The organism is Caenispirillum salinarum (assembly GCF_044803115.1).
In the GTDB taxonomy this organism is placed as follows: domain Bacteria; phylum Pseudomonadota; class Alphaproteobacteria; order Rhodospirillales; family Rhodospirillaceae; genus Caenispirillum; species Caenispirillum salinarum_A.
This window is the reverse complement of sequence record NZ_CP085224.1, coordinates 1,097,491-1,115,743: the sequence shown is the minus strand read 5'-3', so window position 1 is coordinate 1,115,743 and position 18,253 is coordinate 1,097,491. Positions and strand designations below refer to the sequence as shown.

Sequence of the window (18,253 nt, the reverse complement as noted above, 5' to 3'; positions counted from 1 at the left end):
CTGCTACGCCGGAAGAGCCACCGGCCGCCGCAGCCCGGTTGTTCTTGCCCCGGCGGTCGAGGTTTCGGCATCCTTGCCCGTCCCGCCCTTCCGCCGCCCCCAGCCGGACTGCCGCTCCATGCCCGATATCGAATACCTTCTGCGCAAGCTGTCCTTCGTGGCCGACCTCACCGAGAAACAGCGCCAGGTTCTGAACGCTTTGTTCGACGGTCCACGCCACGTCTCGGCCGGGACCGTGCTGGTGAGCGAGGGAGAGCCCAACTACACCGGCTTCGTCATCTGCGAGGGCTGGGCGGCGCGCGAGCGGCTGCTGAACGACGGCGACCGCCAGGTGGTGAACTTCATGGTGCCGGGCGACCTGTCCGAGCCGGGCGCCTTCGTCACCAACGCCGCCGACCACACCATCACCACGCTGACCGACAGCGTCATCCGTTGCTTCCCGCATCACCGGTGGTTCCACACCCTGCGGCAGGACCCGGTCCTGACCCTGGTCGTATGGTGGCTGGCGGCGCACGAGGAGGCGGTTTTGAAGGAGCACATCGTGGCGCTCGGCCGCCGCCGGGCGCGCCCGCGCCTGCTCTACATGATGTGGGAGTTGTGCCGCCGGCTGGAGATGGTGGGCCTGTGCCGGGACCATCGCTTCGCGCTTCCCGCCGGCAACGCCGATCTGGCCGACGCGCTGGGGCTGTCGCCGCGCCACCTCTCGCGCGTCCTGGCCGAGGTGCGCCACGAGGGCATCATCGACGTTGGCGACGGTTACTGCGTCATCCGCGACCCGGACCGGCTGCTGTCGGCCTGCGACTGCCGGGACGTCTACCTGCAGATCACGTCAATCGCGAGCGCCGTGCGGGACACCCTGAGCCAGGACCCCGCCCCCGTTTGACGCCAGGGAACCGGGGCCGCCGGCGGCCCCGCCCGGCGAGCTGCCGCAGTCGGAGCAGGTCAGCCGATCAAAGGTGCCTGGAAACAGGTGCGGCATCAGTTCCACCGACACCAGCCGGTCGGGCTCCGGCAGGCAGAGCTGGCAGAGAATTGCGCCGTCCGTCGAACGCTTGAACATGAGGTCGTTGGACACGGCTGCGGCTCTTTCTCGGCTCGAACACGGTAGGGCGGACGCCTTACGTGTTACACCTTAGCGGGTGGACGCGGGCCGTGGCGAGGACATTTGTCTGATCGACCTTTGGCGCAAACCAGCCGGACAAATGTCCTCGCGATGGTGGAAACGGCGGACAATACTGCGACGCAATACTTGCCGCATCCGCCCAGGAGACTCGCAGACGATGACAACGGCTGATCCGTTTCGGCGCAAGCTGGAGCACGTGATCACGCTGCCCCACGACCGGTGGACGAAGGTGGCCGGGATCTTCAGCACTTCTCGGGACATTCCGGCCGGAACACAGATCATGACGGAAGGAGAGCCCGTCGCAGAGGATGTCCTGGTCGAGTCCGGCTGGGCCACCCGCGAACGCCTGCTTTCGGGCGGAGAACGCCAGGTGATCGGTTTCGTGCTGCCCGGCGACCTGTCGCGCCACGCCCCCCTGACGTCCAGCCGGGCCGATCATACCCTCCGTGCCCTGAGCCCCCTGCGCGTGCGCCGGATCGACCAGACGGCCTGGGCGGCCCTGCAACGCGAAGACCCGGCCATCGCCGACGCGGCGTGGTGGCTGGCGGCGCACGACGCGGCGATCCTCAAGGAGCACGTCGTGGCGCTGGGCCGCCGCGCGGCGCCGGCGCGGGTGCATTACCTGGTGTGGGAACTGGCGCAGCGCCTGGCACTCGTCGGCCTGGGCAGCGGCGGAACCTTCGAGTTTCCCGTCAGCCAGGAGGTCCTGGCCGATGCCGTGGGCATGACCCCGCGCCACCTGGGAAGGGTGATGGCCCGGCTTCACGACGACGGCGTGATCCGCTTCCGCAACGGCACCCTGACCATCCTCGACCACCCCCGCCTCACCGCCGAGGCCGACTGCCGCGCCGAATACCTGGCCCTGCTGCCGGGCGCACGGGCGCGGGAGTCCTGAACCCGAAACGGGGCGGCCCGAAGGCCGCCCCGTCCACCGGCATCCAGCGCCCGGAAGTGTCACGCCGCGCGCGGCTCGTCCTCGTTGAGCGTCAGCAGGGAGGCATTGCCGCCCGCCGCCGTCATGTCGATGGTGAGCGTGCGCTCCGCCGTGAAGCGGTCCAGATAGTGCGGACCAAAAGGCTCGGCGATCAGGGGCACGATGGGCCCCTTGCGGCCCGCCAGCGTCACCGCCAGCGACCGCTGCGTCTCCTCCGGTCCGGCCCAGGCAAGACCTTCGAGCCGTTCGTCGCGGGCGGCTTCCTCCAGCGTCGAGGCGTCGACCAGGGCCAGTACCGCCTCGGGCACGCCCGCCGTGCGCAGGACTTGCACCAGGCGGGCGGAGGCCGTCGCCATACCGGCATCCGGCAGCACCACCGCCGCGCAGCCCGAGGCCACGCAGGCGCCCAGTTGTGCCGCCACGTCGCCCAGCGTCGCCCCCTTGCCGCTGGCGCAGCCGAGCACGCCGCGGCCGTGAAGCTGCAGCTCGTTGTGCTCGCCGGTCGGACCGGGCAGCGTGTGGGCCTTGACGAACTCCTTGCGCGCCTGGGCAGCCAGGGCCTTCAGGATGTCCGCCGCCGCGACCACCTCGCCGGCCGTTTCCGCCAGCGGGCGGTCGGTGTCGCGGGAGAGAAGCGCGGCCATGACCGACGCCTCGCGCTCCAGCGCCGCCGCCGCCGTCTCCAGGCTGGCGGCGCGTCCGGCACCGCCCGCCTTGTCCCACTTGGGCATGGCGGCCTGGGCGGCATCCAGCGCCTTGCCCAGGTCGGTGCCCGGCGCGCCGGAGGCCACCGGCAGGTCGCCGGGGCGCAGCTTTGCGGCCTCGCGCTCGACCTCGCGGCGGGCATCGGCCTTGGGATCGCCCTCGCCGACCACCACCGGCGCGGCGAAGCGGGCGACGTAGTGCGGGCCGCCGGCCTTGGGTCCGGTGCCGGACATGCCCTCGCCGCCGAAGGGCTGCACGCCGACCACCGCGCCCACCATGTTGCGGTTGACGTAGGTGTTGCCGATCTTCGAGGCCGCCTGGATGGCGCGCGCCTTGCGGTCGATGCGGGTGTGAATGCCCATGGTCAGGCCGTAGCGCGTGGCGCGCACGCCGGCGATGATCTTGTCCAGGTCCTTGGCCTTGTAGCGGATGACGTGCATGACCGGGCCGAACACCTCGCGCTCCAGCACGTCGATGGATGGGATTTCATAGGCGCGCGGGGCGAAGAAGGTGCCGTCGTTGCAGGTGTCCGGGACCGGAACCTGGTGGATCAGCTTTGCCTTGCTCGCCATGCGGTCGGCGTGGGCCTGGAGGCCGGAGCGGGCCTCTTCGTCGATGACCGGGCCGACGTCGGTATCCAGGTACGCCGGATCACCGACGGACAACTCCTCCATCGCGCCCTTCAGCATGTCGATGACGGTGTCCGCCACGTCCTCCTGCACGTACATCACCCGCAGGGCCGAACAGCGCTGGCCGGCGGACCCGAAGGCGGAGATGACGGCGTCGCGGATCACCTGCTCGGGCAGGGCGGAGCTGTCGACGAACATGGCGTTCTGGCCGCCCGTCTCGGCGATCAGCGGCGCCGATCCGCCGGCCCGTTCGGCCAGGGCCTTGGAGATGATGTGGGCGACCTCCACCGAGCCGGTGAAGGCCACGCCGTCCACGCGGGGGTCGGCGATGAGCGTCGCGCCCACGGTCTCGCCCCGGCCGGGCAGCAGGGCCAGCACGTCGCCGGGCACGCCGGCCTCGTGGAACAGCTTGACGCAGGCCGTCGCGATCAGGCTGGTCTGCTCTGCCGGCTTGGCGATGACGGCATTGCCGGCCGCCAGCGCGGCCGTGACCTGGCCGGTGAAGATCGCCAGCGGGAAGTTCCACGGGCTGATGCAGACGAAGGTGCCGCGCCCGCGCATCTCCACCCGTGCCGCCTTGCCGTCGACCGATGGCATCTCGACGGGCACATTGATGTGTTCCTGGCAGCGCCGCGCGTAGTAGCGCAGGAAGTCGACGGCCTCGCGCACTTCCGCCACGCCGTCGGTGAGCGTCTTGCCGGCCTCGCGGGTGCAGACCGCCATCAGCTCGGGCATCCGCTCTTCCATCAGGTCGGCGACCTTCTCGAAGATGGCGGCTCGGTCGGCCGTCGGGGTCTTGTCCCACGCCGGTTGCGCCTCGCGCGCCTTGGAAAGCGCGTCCTGCACGTCGTCGGAGGTGGCTTCCGTCACATGCCCCACCACGCGCTTGCGGTCGGAAGGGTCGGTGACGGGCTGGCCGTTGCCGGTGCGCAGCTGCCCGCCGACGATGGGGCCGCCCTCCCACGAGCCGCAGCCGGCCGCCTTCATGCGCTCGGCCACGGGCAGAAGCTTTGTGACGTCCGACAGGTCCAGGCCCTTGGAGTTCTTGCGGCCTTCGGGGTAGAGGTCGCGCGGCATGGGAATGTGCGGGTGGCGCCTGCCGTCCCGAATGGACGCCAGCCGCTCCACCGGGTCGGCGATGATGGCGTCGATGGGCGTCTGGTCGTCCACCAGCCGGTTGACGAAGCTGGAGTTGGCGCCGTTCTCCAGCAGACGGCGCACCAGATAGCTCAGCAGCTCCGCATGGCCGCCGACGGGGGCGTAGATGCGGCAGGGCGTGTTGCGCTTGTTGTGGCCGACGATCTCGTCATACAGCTCCTCGCCCATGCCGTGCAGGCGCTGGAACTCGTACTCCTTGTCGCCGCCGATCTCCAGTATGGTCGCCACCGTGTGGGCGTTGTGCGTGGCGAACTGCGGGAAGAACTTGTCGGTGTTGTCCAGCAGGTACTTGGAGCAGACGATGTAGCTGACGTCCGAGGTGACCTTGCGCGTCCAGACCGGGTAGTCCTCCAGCCCCAGCTCCTGGCTGCGCTTGATCTCGGTATCCCAGTACGCGCCCTTGACCAGCCGCACGTTCATGCGCCGGCCGACGCGCCCGATCATTTGCGCCAGCACCTCCAGCGTCGCCAGGCCGCGCTTCTGGTAGGCCTGCACGGCCAGCCCGAAGCCTTCCCAGCCCTCCAGCGAAGGGTCGGAATAGACCTTCTCGATCAGTTCCAGCGACAGTTCCAGGCGCTCGGATTCTTCGGCGTCGACGCAGAACCCGATGTCGTAGCTCTTGGCCTGCCGGGCGAGCTTCAGCAGACGCTCGTGCAGGATGTCGAGCATGGCGGCGCGGTGGCCGGGCTCGTAGCGCGGATGCAGGGCCGACAGCTTGACGGAAATGCCGTTGCCCTGGATCGGCCCCTTGCCCTTGGCGGCCTTGCCGATGGAGTCGATGGCCCTGGTGTAGCTGTCGAAGTACTTGGCCGCGTCGGCCTCCGTGCGGGCGGCCTCGCCCAGCATGTCGAAGGAATAGCGGTAGCCCTTCTTCTCCTGCTCGCGGCCGCGCTCCTGCGCCTCGTCGATGGTGCGGCCGAGCACGAACTGCCGGCCCATCACGCGCATGGCCTGGCGCAGCGCCTGGCGGATCACCGGCTCGCCCAGGCGGCTGACCATGCGCTGGAGCGTGCCGCGGGGCGCATCGTCGGGCAGGTCGGCGGGGCCCAGCACGCGGCCGGTCATCATCAGGCCCATGGTCGAGGCGTTGACGAAGATGGACTTGGACGAACCCAGGTACTTCTCCCAGTCCGTGCCGCCCAGCTTGTCGTGGATCAGCTTGTCGGCGGTGTCCGGATCGGGCACGCGCAGCAGCGCTTCCGCCAGGCACATGAGCACCAGGCCTTCCTCGGTGGACAGGTCGTAGGTGTTCATGAAGGCGTCGATGCCCGAGCGGATGGAGCGGTTGGGGCGCACGGCCTCCACCAGCGAGCGGGCGGTGGCGCCGATGCGCTCGCGGGCGTCCTCGGGCAGTCGGGCCTTGTCGAGAAGCTCGGCCACCAGGACGTCCTCGTCGGCGCGGTAACTGGCCTGCAGGTGCTCGCGCCAGGCCGGGGCGGGGGGCGCATCGTCACGGAAGATCATGGGTCACCAACTCCGAAGCAGCGGGGCCCGGCGCGGGTGTTCAGGGCCGGGCGCGCGTTCCGTTTCGTCTTCTACAGGTGGGGGCGCGGGACGGCGGTTGGAACCGGCCGCCGCCCCGCCCTGCCCCCGGACCTACTTGGCGCGGTCGAACTCGACGCGCACGCGGGCGAACTCCTCGCGCACCTCGGGCGAGACGTCCTTGCCCAGCAGGCTCACCACGATGGCCGTGGCGCCGCACAGGATGAAGGCCGGCAGGATCTCGTAGACGTCGAACAGGCCGCCCGACAGCTCACCCCAGATCACCACCGTCAGGGCGCCGACGATGATGCCCAGCAGCGCGCCGTTGCGCGACAGGCGCTCCCACGTCAGCGACAGGATCACGATGGGCCCGAAGGCGCCGCCGAAGCCGGCCCAGGCGTAGGACACCAGGTCCAGCACCGAGCGGTCCGGGTTCGACGCCATCCAGATGGCGATCAGCGCGATGCCGGCGACCGAGATGCGGCCGATCCACACCAGTTCCTTCTCGCCGGCGTCGCGGCGGAAGAGCTGCTTGTAGAAGTCTTCCGTGATCGCCGACGACGAGACCAGAAGCTGGCTGTCGATGGTGGACATGATGGCGGCCAGGATCGCGGCCAGCAGGATGCCCGAGATGACGGGGTGGAACAGCACGTCGGTCATCAGGATGAACACCTGCTCGGCATCGCCCAGTTCGCCGCGCGACAGGTAGGCCACGCCGACGAAGCCGGTGAAGATGGCGCCGAACAGCGACACCACCATCCATCCCATGCCGATGAACCGCGCCTTGGGCACGTCGGCGGCCGACCGCAGGGCCATGAAGCGCGCCAGGATGTGCGGCTGGCCGAAGTACCCGAGCCCCCAGGCCATCAGCGACACGATGCCCAGCAGGGTCATCTCGTGGAAGGCGTCCAGGTAGCCGGGATCGAAGGCGGCGACCTCGGACACGGTGGCGTTCCAGCCGCCCACCTCCATGATGGTCACGATGGGCACGGCGCACAGCGCCAGGAACATCAGGATGCCCTGCACGAAGTCGGTCCACGAAACGGCCAGGAAGCCGCCCAGGAAGGTGTACGAAATGATGACGGCCGCACCGACCCACAGCGCCGAGGTGTAGCTCATGTCGAAGCTGGCCTCGAACAGCTTGGCACCGGCCACCATGCCCGAGCTGGTGTAGAAGGTGAAGAACAGCAGGATCACGATGGCCGAAATGACGCGCAGCAGGCGCGACCGGTCACGGAAGCGGTTCTCCAGGAAGTCGGGCAGCGTCAGGCTGTCGGCGGCGACCTCGGTGTAGATGCGCAAGCGCCCGGCCACGTACCACCAGTTCAGGAAGGCGCCGAAGGTCAGGCCGATGGCGATCCAGATCTGGTTCATGCCGGCGGCGAACACCGCGCCCGGCAGGCCCAGCAGCAGCCAGCCGCTCATGTCCGAGGCACCGGCCGACAGGGCCGCGACGCCAGGACCAAGGCGCCGGCCGCCCAGGATGTAATCCGACAGGTTGGACGTCAGCCGGTAGGCCGCGACGCCGATGGCCAGCATTGCCACCAGATAGACGATGAAGGTGATGGCGGTGGTGCCGGTCATCGGGCCCCCTCCTTACCGGAGGCGCCGGCATGGCGCAGCCACGACACCAGGGAAATGATCACCACGAGCGGCATGGGCACGAACAGCCACAGCCACGTCGCGGTCGTCAGTCCGGATTCCATGGGGCTTCCCTCTATACGCTGGTTGAACCGCTGTGCCACGCATCGCCGGCGGCCTGCCTTCGCGCCCTCTCCCAAGCGCCCGGGGCATGCCTGCCATGCGTCGTGGCATTGGCTTCACGGTAACAGAACGGCAACAGCCGATTTTGCTTATGTACGGCGGCTTTGTAGCGGTTCATGCTGTCGCATTGCCGCACTTTGGTGGATTCAACTGAAAGACCCTGCCTTGCGTAGAGATATCGACAAGACCGACCGCAAGATCCTTCGCGAATTGCAAGCGAACGGTCGTCTTACCAACGCTGAACTATCGCGAAGGGTGAATCTTTCTCCCACGCCCTGCCTCGAACGGGTGCGCCGGCTGGAGCGCGAGGGCTTCATCCGCGGCTACCGGGCGGAACTGGACCCGGACCTGCTGGGCTATGGCGTCATCTGCTTCATCGAGGTGGCGCTGGACCGCACGACGCCGGACGTCTTCGACACCTTCCGCGACCGCATCCTCGCCATGCCGGAGGTGATGGAGTGCCACATGATCACCGGCGGGCTGGACTACCTCATCAAGGTGCGTCTGGCAGACATGGCCGACTACCGCCGCTTCCTGGGCGACGGACTGGTCAGCCTGCCGGGGGTGAAAGCCACGCATACGTATGTCGTGATGGAGGAAGTGAAGGCCGCCAACCTGATCCCGGTGGACGAGCCGGTGTGAACCGGCCCGGCGGTTCGCCTGTTGGATGGGCAAGAACCACGCGCGTTCGACCATAGGGAGTCCGCCATGCGCCGCCGCCTCGTGCCCGCCGTCGCCATCCTTGCCACCGCCGCCGCGCTGACCGCCTGCGAAACCGGCAATGCGCCGCTTGAAGACGGCCGGGTCCCGGCCGGCAACGTCGACGTGAACGCCGAGGCCTACGAGACGCCGGGCGTCGACAACGGCGGCCTGCCGCCCAGCTTCGATCCCAAGCAGGCGACGCCCAAGGACGAGACCGAGATGACCGACCCGGTCCTCGGCCCCTACGACGAGACCCTGTTCGACTGACCCCACCGGGAGGCCACAGCCCATGCGCACGCCGCTTGCCGCCGCCGCCGCACTCGGCGCCCTGCTCGCCAGCCCCGCCCTGGCCCAGCCCCAGACCGCAGCGCCCGATCCCCTTCAGGGCCAGGGGCCAGCCGCCCGGCCCCTGCCCATGAGCACGACCTGCCTCGTCAACAGCGAATGGGACCTGGAGGAGATGCTCATGGGCCCGCAGGACTTCACCGCGGTCATGCGCGACCTGCACATGGCCTGGGACGAAGACGGCGACGGCGCGTTGACGCCGGAGGAGTACAACACCTGCACGCGCCGCCTGGACCTGCCGGCCACCTTCGTCGCCTTCGACCACGACGCCGACGGCGCCATCAGCCAGGACGAATGGACCAGCGCCGAAAACTTCGAGGCCATGGACATCAACAACGACGGCAAACTGGTCAAGGGCGAGTTCCTGTTCGACGACGCCCTGACGGCGGACGGGGCCGACAACCCGGAGTAACCGACGCTTCCAAAGCTTTCGGAACCGCCGAGGGGGCTGAAGCCGTTGATGCGCGGGAGACGCGCAACACCGGCAGGAGGCCCCCTTCTCATGGCCATCACCTTCACCCTGAACGGCGAGGACAAGACGGTCGACGTCGATCCCGCCATGCCCTTGCTCTGGGTCGTCCGCGACGTCGAGGGGCTGACCGGCTCCAAGTTCGGCTGCGGCATCGCCCAGTGCGGCGCCTGCACCATGCACGTCGACGGCGCCGCGCAGCGCACCTGCGTGCTGCCGGTGTCCGCCGTCGCCGGCAAATCGGTGACCACCATCGAGGGCCTGGGCGGCGGCGGCGACGCGCTGCACCGGGTGCAACAAGCCTGGATCGAGGAGGACGTGCCCCAGTGCGGCTACTGCCAGTCGGGCATGATCATGGCCGCCGCAGCCCTGGTGGACGCCTCCGACGGCGTGCCCAGCGACGAGGAGATCGCGGCGAAGATGGACAACATCTGCCGCTGCGGCACCTACAGCCGCGTGCGCGCGGCCATCAAGCGCGCCGCGCAGGCGTGATCGGAAGGAGGCTCACACCATGACCGACCACGCCAACACCCCCGACACCACGAACATCTCCCGCCGCGGCCTGCTGGCCGGCGCCGGCGCGCTGGTCATCGGCTTTTCGCTGCCGCTGTCGGGCCGCCGGGGCGCGCTCGCCGCCGCCGATGACGGGCAGGTCTGGAAGACCTCTGACGAGGCGGCCGAGATCAATGCGTACCTGCGCATCGGCCCGGACGGCGGCGTGACCGTCATCACCGGCCGGTCCGAAATGGGCCAGGGCCCCACCACCGCCCTGCCCCAGGCCCTGGCCGAGGAACTGGGCGTGGCCATGGATCGGGTGACGTTCGCCATGTCGCCGGTCGACCCGGCCTACAACAACACCCTCTTCGGCGCGATGATCACCGGCGGCTCCACCTCGGTGCGCTCCGACTTCGAGCAGATGCGCCGCGCCGGCGCCACGGCGCGCGAGATGCTGAAGGCCGCCGCCGCCGAGAAATGGGGCGTCGATGCCTCCGAGCTTAAGGTGGAGAACGGCACCATCAGCCACGCCCACCACTCCGCCACCTTCGGGGAGCTTGCGGGCGCGGCGGCGCAATTGGAGGCGCCCAAGGACGTGGCGCTGAAGGACCGCGCCGACTGGACGCTCATCGGCACCGACGTCAAGCGCCTGGACACCCACGCGAAGTCCACCGGGCAGGCGACCTTCGGGATCGACGTCGTCGTGCCCGACATGCTGCACGCCGCCATCCTTCAGGCGCCCACCTTCGGCGCCACGCTGGACAGCGTCGACACCAAACCGGCGACCGACATGAAGGGTGTGGCGCAGGTGGTCGAACTGGACGACGCCGTCATGGTGGTCGCCGACACCTGGTGGACGGCCGACCAGGCGTTGTCCAGGCTGGAGCCGAAGTGGACCGGCGGCGCGACGGACCTGGACGACGCCAAGGTGGACCGTGTGCTGTCCGAGGGCCTGGACGCGGCCGAGGCGGCGCAGGCGGTTTCCGAGGGCGATGCCGACGGTGCGCTCTCCGGCGCCGCGAAAACCGTGGAGGCCACCTACTCCGTTCCCTACCTCGCGCACCTGACCATGGAGCCCATGACCGCCGCCGCCGACGTGCGCGCCGACCGCGCGGAACTGTGGCTGCCCACCCAGGCGCAGACCTGGACGGCGGGCGCGGTCGCCAATGCCGTGGGCCTGAAGCCCGAGCAGGTGACCATTCACACCACCTTCCTGGGCGGCGGCTTCGGCCGGCGGGCGGAGCAGGATTTCGCCATCCAGGCCGCGCGTGCCTCCCAGGCCGCCGGGCGCCCGGTCAAGCTGGTGTGGTCGCGCCCGCAGGACGTGCGCCACGACTTCTACCGCCCGGCGTCCAAGGTGCGGTTCACCGTCGGGCTGGACGACGACGGCCTGCCCATGGCCTGGAAGGCGCGGGTGTGCTGCCCCTCCATCGCCCGGCGCGTCATGCCCAACATGATCAAGAACGGCGTCGACCCCTTCGCCATGGAAGGCCTGACGGAACGCGCCTACGCCCTGCCGGGCGACCGCTCCATCAGCTACGTCATGCCCGACCTGGCCGTGCCGGTGGGCTTCTGGCGATCGGTCGGGCACAGCCAGAACGGGTTCTTCATGGAAGCCATGATCGACGAGCTGGCCGACGCCGCCGGCATGGACCCGCTGGACTACCGCCGCCAACTGCTGCCCGAAGGCAGCCGCCACCGCCGGGTCCTGGAGGCGGCGGCCGAGGCCATCGGCTGGAGCGAGAAGCCGGCGGAGGACCGCCATCGCGGCATCGCCGTGCACGAAAGCTTCGGCTCCATCGCGGCGGAGGCGATCGAGGTCTCGGTGGACGGCGATAACAAGGTGACGCTGCACCGGGCGTCCGCCTGCGTGGACTGCGGCACGGCGGTGAACCCCAACATCATCCGCCAGCAGGTGGAAAGCGCGATGGTCTACGGCCTGTCGGCGGCCATGTTCGGCGGGGTGTCGCTGAAGAACGGCCAGGTGCAGGAGGGCAACTTCGACAGGATCGACGTCATGCGCCTGCGCCACATGCCGCCGGTGGAGGTGCGCATCATCGCCGAAGGCGACGCCGACATGGGCGGCATCGGCGAGCCCGGCACGCCGCCCGCCGCCCCGGCCCTGGTGGCCGCCCTGCGGCGGGCGACGGGCAATCCCATCCGGTCGCTGCCGCTCAGCGCCGAGGGGTTCACCTTCGGCTGAGCCTCCCGCCACGATTACCGGCCCCGTCGCGCGTCCCGCGGCGGGGCCTTTTTCCGCAATCGTACTTTCGTCCTATCCCGTTGAGAGCGTTTGACTTCCGCCGCCGGCCGGTCTGATACTTGAGAAAACAAGTCGGGAGTCGGGCCCCGCGGGGCGGGATGACCACGACCCAGGGGAGGCACGGATCGAGCATGCTCGAGACGCCTGAAGAGTTGTTTCGCGCGCTGGTGGAAGACCACGGCGCCCATCCGCGCCATGCACAGGCGCTGGACCCGGCGGACGCGCGCGCCGACGGGCACAATCCCATGTGCGGCGACCGCGTCGCGCTGACGCTGCGCTATGCCGACGCCGACCCCTCCACCATTGCGGACTGCGCCTGCCGCACGCGCGGCTGCGCCATCTGCACGGCCTCGGCTTCCATCCTTGCGGGCCTCGTGCGCGGCAAGGATAGAGCGACGGCGGATGCGCTGTTCGCCGCCTTCCGCGACGCCTGCGTCTCCGGCGAGCCGCTCGCCGAGACGCCCATGCTGGACGCCGAGGAGCGCGAGGCGCTGGAGGCGCTGACCATCATTCACGCGAGCCCCTTGCGCGTGAAGTGCGTCACCCTGCCCTGGCACACGCTGCACGCCGCGCTGACCGGCGCGACGGAAAAACAGCACGACCTGAAGGTCGGCCCGGCGCGGGAGGCATCGGCATGACCGGGACGATCGCGCCCGCTCCGCCGCAGGACCCGCTGCTGGCCGCCCGGTCGTGGCTGGACGATGGCGCCAAGGTCGCCGTCGCCACCGTCATGCGCACCTGGGGCTCATCCCCCCGGCCCGTCGGCTCCAAGCTGGCGGTGCGCGAGGACGGGGAGATGGTGGGCTCGGTCTCCGGCGGCTGCGTGGAGGGCGCGGTGGTCGATGCCGCCATGCGCGCCATGGCGTCCGGCCACCCGGAAACGCTGGAATTCGGTGTCGCCAATGAAGACGCCTGGGCCGTCGGCCTGGCCTGCGGCGGCACCATCGAAATCTTCGTCGAGGCCATTACCTGACGAAAACACCGCAGAATACGCAGGAGGAGCAAGACCCCGTGGATATCACCGGCGAATACCTCATCCCCACCGATCGCAAGACGGTATGGGACGCCATCAACGACCCGGAGATGCTCAAGGCCTGCATTCCCGGCTGCCAGGAACTGACCGAGACCGACGAAGGCCCGGTCGGCGGCTACGCAGCCAAGGTGCAGGCGAAGATCGGCCCCGTGAAGGCCACCTTCAACGGCCATGTGCGGCTGGAGAACGTGCAGGAGCCCGAGAGCTACACCATCGTCGGCGAGGGCAAGGGCGGGGCCGCCGGCTTCGCCAAGGGCGGCGCCGACGTGTGGCTGGAGGAAGTGGACGCGGGCAACACCAAGCTGACCTACAAGGCCGACGCCCAGGTGGGCGGCAAGCTCGCGCAACTGGGGTCGCGCCTCATCCAGGGGACGGCGAAAAAGTACGCCGACGACTTCTTCGCCAACCTGACCGCCCGCATCGCCCCGCAGGAGGCCGAGCCCGCCGAAACCACGGGCATGGGTGTGGCTGCCGGCGACGCCGGCCGCCCGGAAGAACCCGCACCCGCGCCCGCCGGAACGGACGTCCCGGCCGGCGTCGGCGCCCCCTCTCCGGCCGTCGGCACCGTCGCCGGACGGTCGCCCGAGCGCGCGGGCGGCGAGGCGGCGGCGTCCACCCCGGAACAGCCCATGGCCGCCCACGCGGCGGCGGCGACCACGGCGGCGAAAAGCGGCCAGACCAAGGGCAAGGCCGCCGGCAAACCCATGAAGACCTGGATGTGGTGGATCGGGGGTGCCGCCCTCATCATCCTCATCATCCTGGTCCTGAGCGCCGGCGGGGGCGGCGGGGGCGGCGGCTGACGGCCATCCCCTCACCCGCCTGAACGCCATGGCAAACAGATAACGAAAGACGCGCCCGACAACGCGGCGCAACAGGGAGGAACTTCATGGCACTCACGCTGAACATGACGGTCAACGGCAAGGCCCGGAAGGTCACCGTCGAGCCCAACGCGCTGCTTTCCGACGTGCTGCGCGTCAACCTGGGCCTGACGGGCACGCACGTCGGCTGCGATACCAGCCAGTGCGGCGCCTGCACGGTGCATGTGGACGGTGTCTCGGTGAAAAGCTGCACCATGCTGGCGGCCCAGGCCGAAGGCGCGCAGATCACCACCATCGAGGGCCTCGCCGCCCCCGATGGGGAACTGCACCCCATGCAGGCGGCCTTCAAGGAGCATCACGGCCTGCAATGCGGCTTCTGCACGCCGGGCATGGTCATGAGCGCCGTCGACCTGGCGCGGTGCGAGCCCAATGCCAGCGAGGAGCAGATCCGCGAGTGGCTGGAGGGCAACATCTGCCGCTGCACCGGCTACCACAACATCGTGAAGGCCGTGAAGACCGGCCTGTCCGAGATGCAGTCGGGCGGCAAGGTCGCCGCCGAGTGATCCGGCTCCACGCCAGGGAGACATCGAGATGACCGTTCAGGACAAGCCGACCAAGGCCACCGGCATCGGCGCCAGCGTCAAGCGCGTGGAAGACCGCCGCTTCCTCACCGGCAAGGGCCGCTACACCGACGACATGAACAAGCCGGGGCAGCTCTACGCCTATATCCTGCGCAGCCCCCACGCCCACGCCCGCATCCTTTCCATCGACACCGCCGACGCCGAGGCCGCGCCGGGGGTGGAGACCATCATCACCGGGCAGGAGATCAAGGACGCCGGTATCGGCGGCCTGCCTTGCGGCTGGCTCATCAAGAACAAGGACGGCTCCCCCATGACGGAGCCCGCCCACCTGCCGCTGGCCGTCGACAAGGTGCGCCACGTGGGCGACCAGGTGGCCGTGGTGGTCGCCGACAGCCTCCAGGCCGCCAAGGACGCCGCCGAGCTGATCGTGGTGGACTACGAGGAACTGCCCGCCGTCGTCTCGCCCGCCAAGGCCGAGAGCGCGGGTGTGGCGGTCCACGACGAGGCGCCGAACAACGTCTGCTACGACTGGGAGTGGGGCGACAAGGCCGCCACGGAAGAGGCGTTCGCGAACGCCGCCCACACGGTCAAGCTGGACCTCGTCAACAACCGCATGGTGCCCAACGCCATGGAGCCGCGCGCGGCCATCGGCGAGTTCGATCCGGGCAACGAGGAATACACGCTCACCACCACCAGCCAGAACCCGCAGCTCATCCGCCTGCTGCTGTGCGGCTTCACCATGGGGCTGCCCGAGCACAAGGTGCGCGTGGTGGCGCCCGACGTGGGCGGCGGCTTCGGGTCGAAAATCTTCCACTATGCGGAAGAAGTCCTCGTCGTCTTCGCCGCGCGCAAGCTGGCCCGGCCGGTCAAGTGGACGGCGGAGCGGTCGGAAAGCTTCATGTCCGATGCCCACGGCCGCGACCACGTCACCCACGCCGAACTGGCGCTGGACGATCAGGGCACCTTCCTGGGCCTGCGGGTCAACACCATCGCCAACATGGGCGCCTTTCTGTCCACCTTCGCGTCGTCCATCCCGACGATCCTGTACGCCACGCTTTTGTCGGGCCAGTACAAGACGCCGGCCATCTATGCCGAGGTGAAGGCCGTCTTCACCAACACCGTGCCGGTGGACGCCTATCGCGGCGCCGGGCGGCCGGAAGCCTGCTACCTGATCGAGCGCATCGTGGATGCGGCGGCGCGGAAGCTGGGCATGGACCGGGCGGAGATTCGCCGGCGCAACTTCATCACGCCGGAGATGATGCCCTACGACACGCCCGTCGGCCTGCAATACGACAGCGGCGACTTCGCCAAGAACCTGTCGGACGCGCTGGAGATGATCGACTACAACGGCTTCCCGGCCCGCAAGGAAGAAGCCGCCAAGCGCGGCAAGCGGCGCGGCATCGGGTTCGCCAGCTACATCGAGGCCTGCGGCATCGCGCCCTCGAACGTCGCCGGGGCCCTGGGCGCCCGCGCCGGTCTGTATGACAGTTCCGAGGTGCGCTTCCACCCGACGGGCAGCGTATCGGTGATGGTCGGCGTCCACAGCCACGGCCAGGGCCACGCGACGACCTTCGCCCAGATCGTGTCCGAGCGCCTGGGCGTGCCGATGGAGAACATCGAGATCGTCCATGGCGACAGTGCCCGCACGCCGTTCGGCATGGGCACCTACGGCTCGCGCTCGCTGGCCGTCGGCGGCATGGCGATGATGAAGGCCATCGACAAGGTGATCGCCAAGTCCAAGAAGATCGCCGCCCACCTGCTGGAAGCCAGCGCCGACGACATCGAGTTCGAGAACGGCGTCTTCACCGTCGCCGGCACCGACAAGACCGTCGGCATCGCGGAAATCGCGGGCGCGGCCTACGTCCCCCACAACTACCCGCTGGAGGAACTGGAACCCGGCCTGGACGAGCAGGCCTTCTACGACCCCAAGAACTTCACCTTCCCCAACGGCACGCAGATCTGCGAGGTGGAGGTCGACCCCGACACGGGCACGACCAAGATCGTGCGCTTCGTGGCCGTGGACGACTTCGGCCGCGTCATCAACCCGATGATCGTGGAAGGCCAGGTGCATGGCGGCATCGTCCAGGGCATCGGCCAGGCGCTGCTGGAGAACTGCGTCTACGACGAGGAGAGCGGCCAGCTTGTCACCGGCAGCTACATGGACTACGCCATGCCGCGCGCCGACGACGTGCCGCCGTTTGAGGTCAAGACCAACGAGGTCCTCTGCCAGACCAATGCCCTGGGCGTGAAGGGCTGCGGCGAGGCCGGCACCATCGGCGGGTCCGCCTGCGTCATGAACGCGGTGTGCGACGCGCTGGACGTCGACCACATGGACATGCCCGCGACGCCCGAGCGCGTCTGGCGCGTGCTCCAGTCCAAGCAGCAGCCGATGGCGGCGGAATAAGGAGGGGTATCCTATGTACCAGTTCGAATATCAGACCCCGAAGTCTGCCGCCGATGTCGTGGCGGCGCTGAAGGCGGACGAGGACGCCAAGGTGGTGGCGGGCGGCATGACGCTGATCCCGACGCTGAAGCAGCGCCTCGCCATGCCGACCACGCTCATCGACCTGCGCTCGATCCCCGAACTGAAGGGCGTGCGCGAGGAAGGCGGCACCATCGTCGTCGGCGCCATGACCACCCACGCGGAGGTCTGGGCCGACCCGACGGTGAAGAGCAAGTTCCCGGCGCTGTCCTACCTGGCGGGCAAGATCGGCGACGCCCAGGTGCGCAACCGGGGCACGCTGGGCGGCTCCATCGCCAACGCCGACCCGGCGGCGGACTATCCGGCCGCCGTGCTGGCGCTGAACGCGACCGTCGTCACCGACAGCCGCGAGATCGCCGCCGACGACATGTTCACCGGCCTGTTCGAGACCGCGCTGAACGAGGGCGAGATCATCACCGCCGTCCGCTTCCCCATCGCGAAGCGCGCGGGCTACGCCAAGTTCCGCCACCCCGCCTCGCGCTACGCCATCGTCGGCGTGATGGTGGCGGAGACGGATGCGGGCGTGCGTGTGGGTGTGACGGGCGCCGGCCCCAACGCCTTCCGCCTGCCGGAGATGGAGCAGGCCCTTGCCTCCAACTTCAGCCCGGACGCGGTGGCGAACATCACGGTGTCGTCGGAAGACCTCAACGGCGACATCCACGCCAGCGCCGAATACCGCGCCCATCTGGTCACGGTGATGGCCAAGCGCGCCGTGGAGGCGGCCATGGGCTGAGGCGGCGGTTCTCAGGGGCGGCGTCTTCGGGCGCCGCCCCGCCCCCTCTCTCCCTCCGGCTACAGCGAATACCTCAGCGCAATATCAGAGAATACTAAAATATATATCTGCAAAACAGAATAAGTAAAAATCAGAGAAGCCAGAGCACCAATGCTGCCGACCCAGAAAGCCCGTCTCCAGTTGCGAGGCTTAGTTAGCAGTGAATTCACTAGCGCGCCTATTGGCATAACAGAAGATGCATACGGAAGAATAGAGATGACGTCCTCTTTCCCGTCTAATCCCGTACATATAACGGACAATAATATCACGGTGGATACTGCGAATATTAGAAGAACTGAAGCTAGCAAAGAACCCACCACATGACGATACCCAGAAAAAACCTCGGGGGTCATTTCATCGCATACGATTTTCCGCCTCCACATGTCCGTTATAAGGTTAACGAGGACACCTACGATAATTGGAAGAAATATAGCACTCAGAAAAAACTGTTCGCTTTCCATTCTCCCCTCACTCCAACTAAGGCAGCACCATGCCCGA

16 protein-coding genes are annotated in these 18,253 nt (G+C 68.7%); 13 read left to right on the top strand and 3 right to left on the bottom strand.

Annotated features, from left to right (window positions below):
• Positions 1-118: 118 nt before the first annotated feature.
• Both LG334_RS05220 and LG334_RS05215 read left to right on the top strand, forming a co-directional pair.
• Positions 119-883: a Crp/Fnr family transcriptional regulator gene (locus tag LG334_RS05220; RefSeq protein ID WP_404383973.1), complete on the top strand. Its 765-nt coding sequence runs from the start codon at positions 119-121 to the stop codon at positions 881-883.
• 397 nt (positions 884-1,280) lie between these two features.
• A complete protein-coding gene (locus LG334_RS05215; protein ID WP_404383971.1) occupies positions 1,281-2,018 on the top strand; it encodes a Crp/Fnr family transcriptional regulator in 738 nt (245 codons plus the stop codon).
• 59 nt (positions 2,019-2,077) lie between these two features.
• On the opposite strand, the gene putA is transcribed toward LG334_RS05215, so the two are convergent.
• From putA to LG334_RS05200, 3 genes are all read right to left on the bottom strand, one after another.
• Positions 2,078-6,013, bottom strand: coding sequence for a bifunctional proline dehydrogenase/L-glutamate gamma-semialdehyde dehydrogenase PutA (gene putA / locus LG334_RS05210; RefSeq protein ID WP_404383969.1), 3,936 nt, complete (start codon positions 6,011-6,013; stop codon positions 2,078-2,080).
• Positions 6,014-6,145: 132 nt separating this feature from the next.
• On the bottom strand, positions 6,146-7,615 hold the full coding sequence (gene putP, locus LG334_RS05205) for a sodium/proline symporter PutP (protein ID WP_404383967.1): 1,470 nt from the start codon (positions 7,613-7,615) through the stop codon (positions 6,146-6,148).
• Positions 7,612-7,737 carry a hypothetical protein gene (locus LG334_RS05200; RefSeq protein WP_404386462.1) on the bottom strand — a complete coding sequence of 42 codons (126 nt, stop codon included), beginning with the start codon at positions 7,735-7,737 and terminating at the stop codon, positions 7,612-7,614. Before LG334_RS05200 ends, putP begins: the two co-directional genes overlap by 4 nt.
• Positions 7,738-7,939: 202 nt before the next feature.
• Here LG334_RS05200 and LG334_RS05195 point away from each other — a divergent pair, with 202 nt between their 5' ends.
• The 11 genes from LG334_RS05195 to LG334_RS05145 all read left to right on the top strand — a co-directional run bounded on the left by LG334_RS05195 (position 7,940) and on the right by LG334_RS05145 (position 17,716).
• Entirely contained in the window at positions 7,940-8,437 is a 498-nt protein-coding gene (locus LG334_RS05195) for an Lrp/AsnC ligand binding domain-containing protein (protein ID WP_404386301.1), read from the top strand.
• A 66-nt stretch (positions 8,438-8,503) separates the two neighbouring features.
• On the top strand, positions 8,504-8,764 hold the full coding sequence (locus LG334_RS05190; protein WP_404383965.1) for a hypothetical protein: 261 nt from the start codon (positions 8,504-8,506) through the stop codon (positions 8,762-8,764).
• Positions 8,765-8,786: 22 nt separating this feature from the next.
• The gene (locus tag LG334_RS05185) at positions 8,787-9,254 is read left to right on the top strand and encodes a hypothetical protein (protein ID WP_404383963.1); all 468 of its coding nucleotides are present in this window, start codon (positions 8,787-8,789) and stop codon (positions 9,252-9,254) included.
• A gap of 90 nt (positions 9,255-9,344) precedes the next feature.
• Positions 9,345-9,803, top strand: coding sequence for a (2Fe-2S)-binding protein (locus LG334_RS05180; protein ID WP_404383961.1), 459 nt, complete (start codon positions 9,345-9,347; stop codon positions 9,801-9,803).
• A 19-nt stretch (positions 9,804-9,822) separates the two neighbouring features.
• Positions 9,823-12,009 (top strand): molybdopterin cofactor-binding domain-containing protein, encoded by a 2,187-nt coding sequence (locus tag LG334_RS05175; RefSeq protein ID WP_404383959.1) that lies wholly within the window; start codon positions 9,823-9,825, stop codon positions 12,007-12,009.
• A gap of 191 nt (positions 12,010-12,200) precedes the next feature.
• Positions 12,201-12,707: a Fe-S cluster assembly sulfur transfer protein SufU gene (sufU, locus tag LG334_RS05170; protein WP_404383957.1), complete on the top strand. Its 507-nt coding sequence runs from the start codon at positions 12,201-12,203 to the stop codon at positions 12,705-12,707.
• Entirely contained in the window at positions 12,704-13,042 is a 339-nt protein-coding gene (locus tag LG334_RS05165; RefSeq protein WP_404383955.1) for an XdhC family protein, read from the top strand. Before sufU ends, LG334_RS05165 begins: the two co-directional genes overlap by 4 nt.
• A 38-nt stretch (positions 13,043-13,080) precedes the next feature.
• Positions 13,081-13,902, top strand: coding sequence for a CoxG family protein (locus LG334_RS05160; RefSeq protein ID WP_404383953.1), 822 nt, complete (start codon positions 13,081-13,083; stop codon positions 13,900-13,902).
• Between the two features lie 86 nt (positions 13,903-13,988).
• On the top strand, positions 13,989-14,483 hold the full coding sequence (locus tag LG334_RS05155) for a (2Fe-2S)-binding protein (RefSeq protein WP_404383951.1): 495 nt from the start codon (positions 13,989-13,991) through the stop codon (positions 14,481-14,483).
• Positions 14,484-14,511: 28 nt separating this feature from the next.
• Positions 14,512-16,905, top strand: coding sequence for a xanthine dehydrogenase family protein molybdopterin-binding subunit (locus LG334_RS05150; RefSeq protein ID WP_404383949.1), 2,394 nt, complete (start codon positions 14,512-14,514; stop codon positions 16,903-16,905).
• A gap of 13 nt (positions 16,906-16,918) precedes the next feature.
• Positions 16,919-17,716 carry an FAD binding domain-containing protein gene (locus LG334_RS05145; protein ID WP_404383947.1) on the top strand — a complete coding sequence of 266 codons (798 nt, stop codon included), beginning with the start codon at positions 16,919-16,921 and terminating at the stop codon, positions 17,714-17,716.
• Positions 17,717-18,253 lie beyond the last annotated feature (537 nt).

Coding starts and splice junctions, on each gene's coding strand:
- LG334_RS05180 (WP_404383961.1), top strand. CDS start 9,345: ATGGCCATCACCTTCACCCTGAACGGCGAGGACAAGACGGTCGACGTC.
- LG334_RS05190 (WP_404383965.1), top strand. CDS start 8,504: ATGCGCCGCCGCCTCGTGCCCGCCGTCGCCATCCTTGCCACCGCCGCC.
- putP (WP_404383967.1), bottom strand. CDS start 7,615: ATGACCGGCACCACCGCCATCACCTTCATCGTCTATCTGGTGGCAATG.
- LG334_RS05220 (WP_404383973.1), top strand. CDS start 119: ATGCCCGATATCGAATACCTTCTGCGCAAGCTGTCCTTCGTGGCCGAC.
- putA (WP_404383969.1), bottom strand. CDS start 6,013: ATGATCTTCCGTGACGATGCGCCCCCCGCCCCGGCCTGGCGCGAGCAC.
- LG334_RS05175 (WP_404383959.1), top strand. CDS start 9,823: ATGACCGACCACGCCAACACCCCCGACACCACGAACATCTCCCGCCGC.
- sufU (WP_404383957.1), top strand. CDS start 12,201: ATGCTCGAGACGCCTGAAGAGTTGTTTCGCGCGCTGGTGGAAGACCAC.
- LG334_RS05155 (WP_404383951.1), top strand. CDS start 13,989: ATGGCACTCACGCTGAACATGACGGTCAACGGCAAGGCCCGGAAGGTC.
- LG334_RS05185 (WP_404383963.1), top strand. CDS start 8,787: ATGCGCACGCCGCTTGCCGCCGCCGCCGCACTCGGCGCCCTGCTCGCC.
- LG334_RS05145 (WP_404383947.1), top strand. CDS start 16,919: ATGTACCAGTTCGAATATCAGACCCCGAAGTCTGCCGCCGATGTCGTG.
- LG334_RS05165 (WP_404383955.1), top strand. CDS start 12,704: ATGACCGGGACGATCGCGCCCGCTCCGCCGCAGGACCCGCTGCTGGCC.
- LG334_RS05150 (WP_404383949.1), top strand. CDS start 14,512: ATGACCGTTCAGGACAAGCCGACCAAGGCCACCGGCATCGGCGCCAGC.
- LG334_RS05215 (WP_404383971.1), top strand. CDS start 1,281: ATGACAACGGCTGATCCGTTTCGGCGCAAGCTGGAGCACGTGATCACG.
- LG334_RS05200 (WP_404386462.1), bottom strand. CDS start 7,737: ATGGAATCCGGACTGACGACCGCGACGTGGCTGTGGCTGTTCGTGCCC.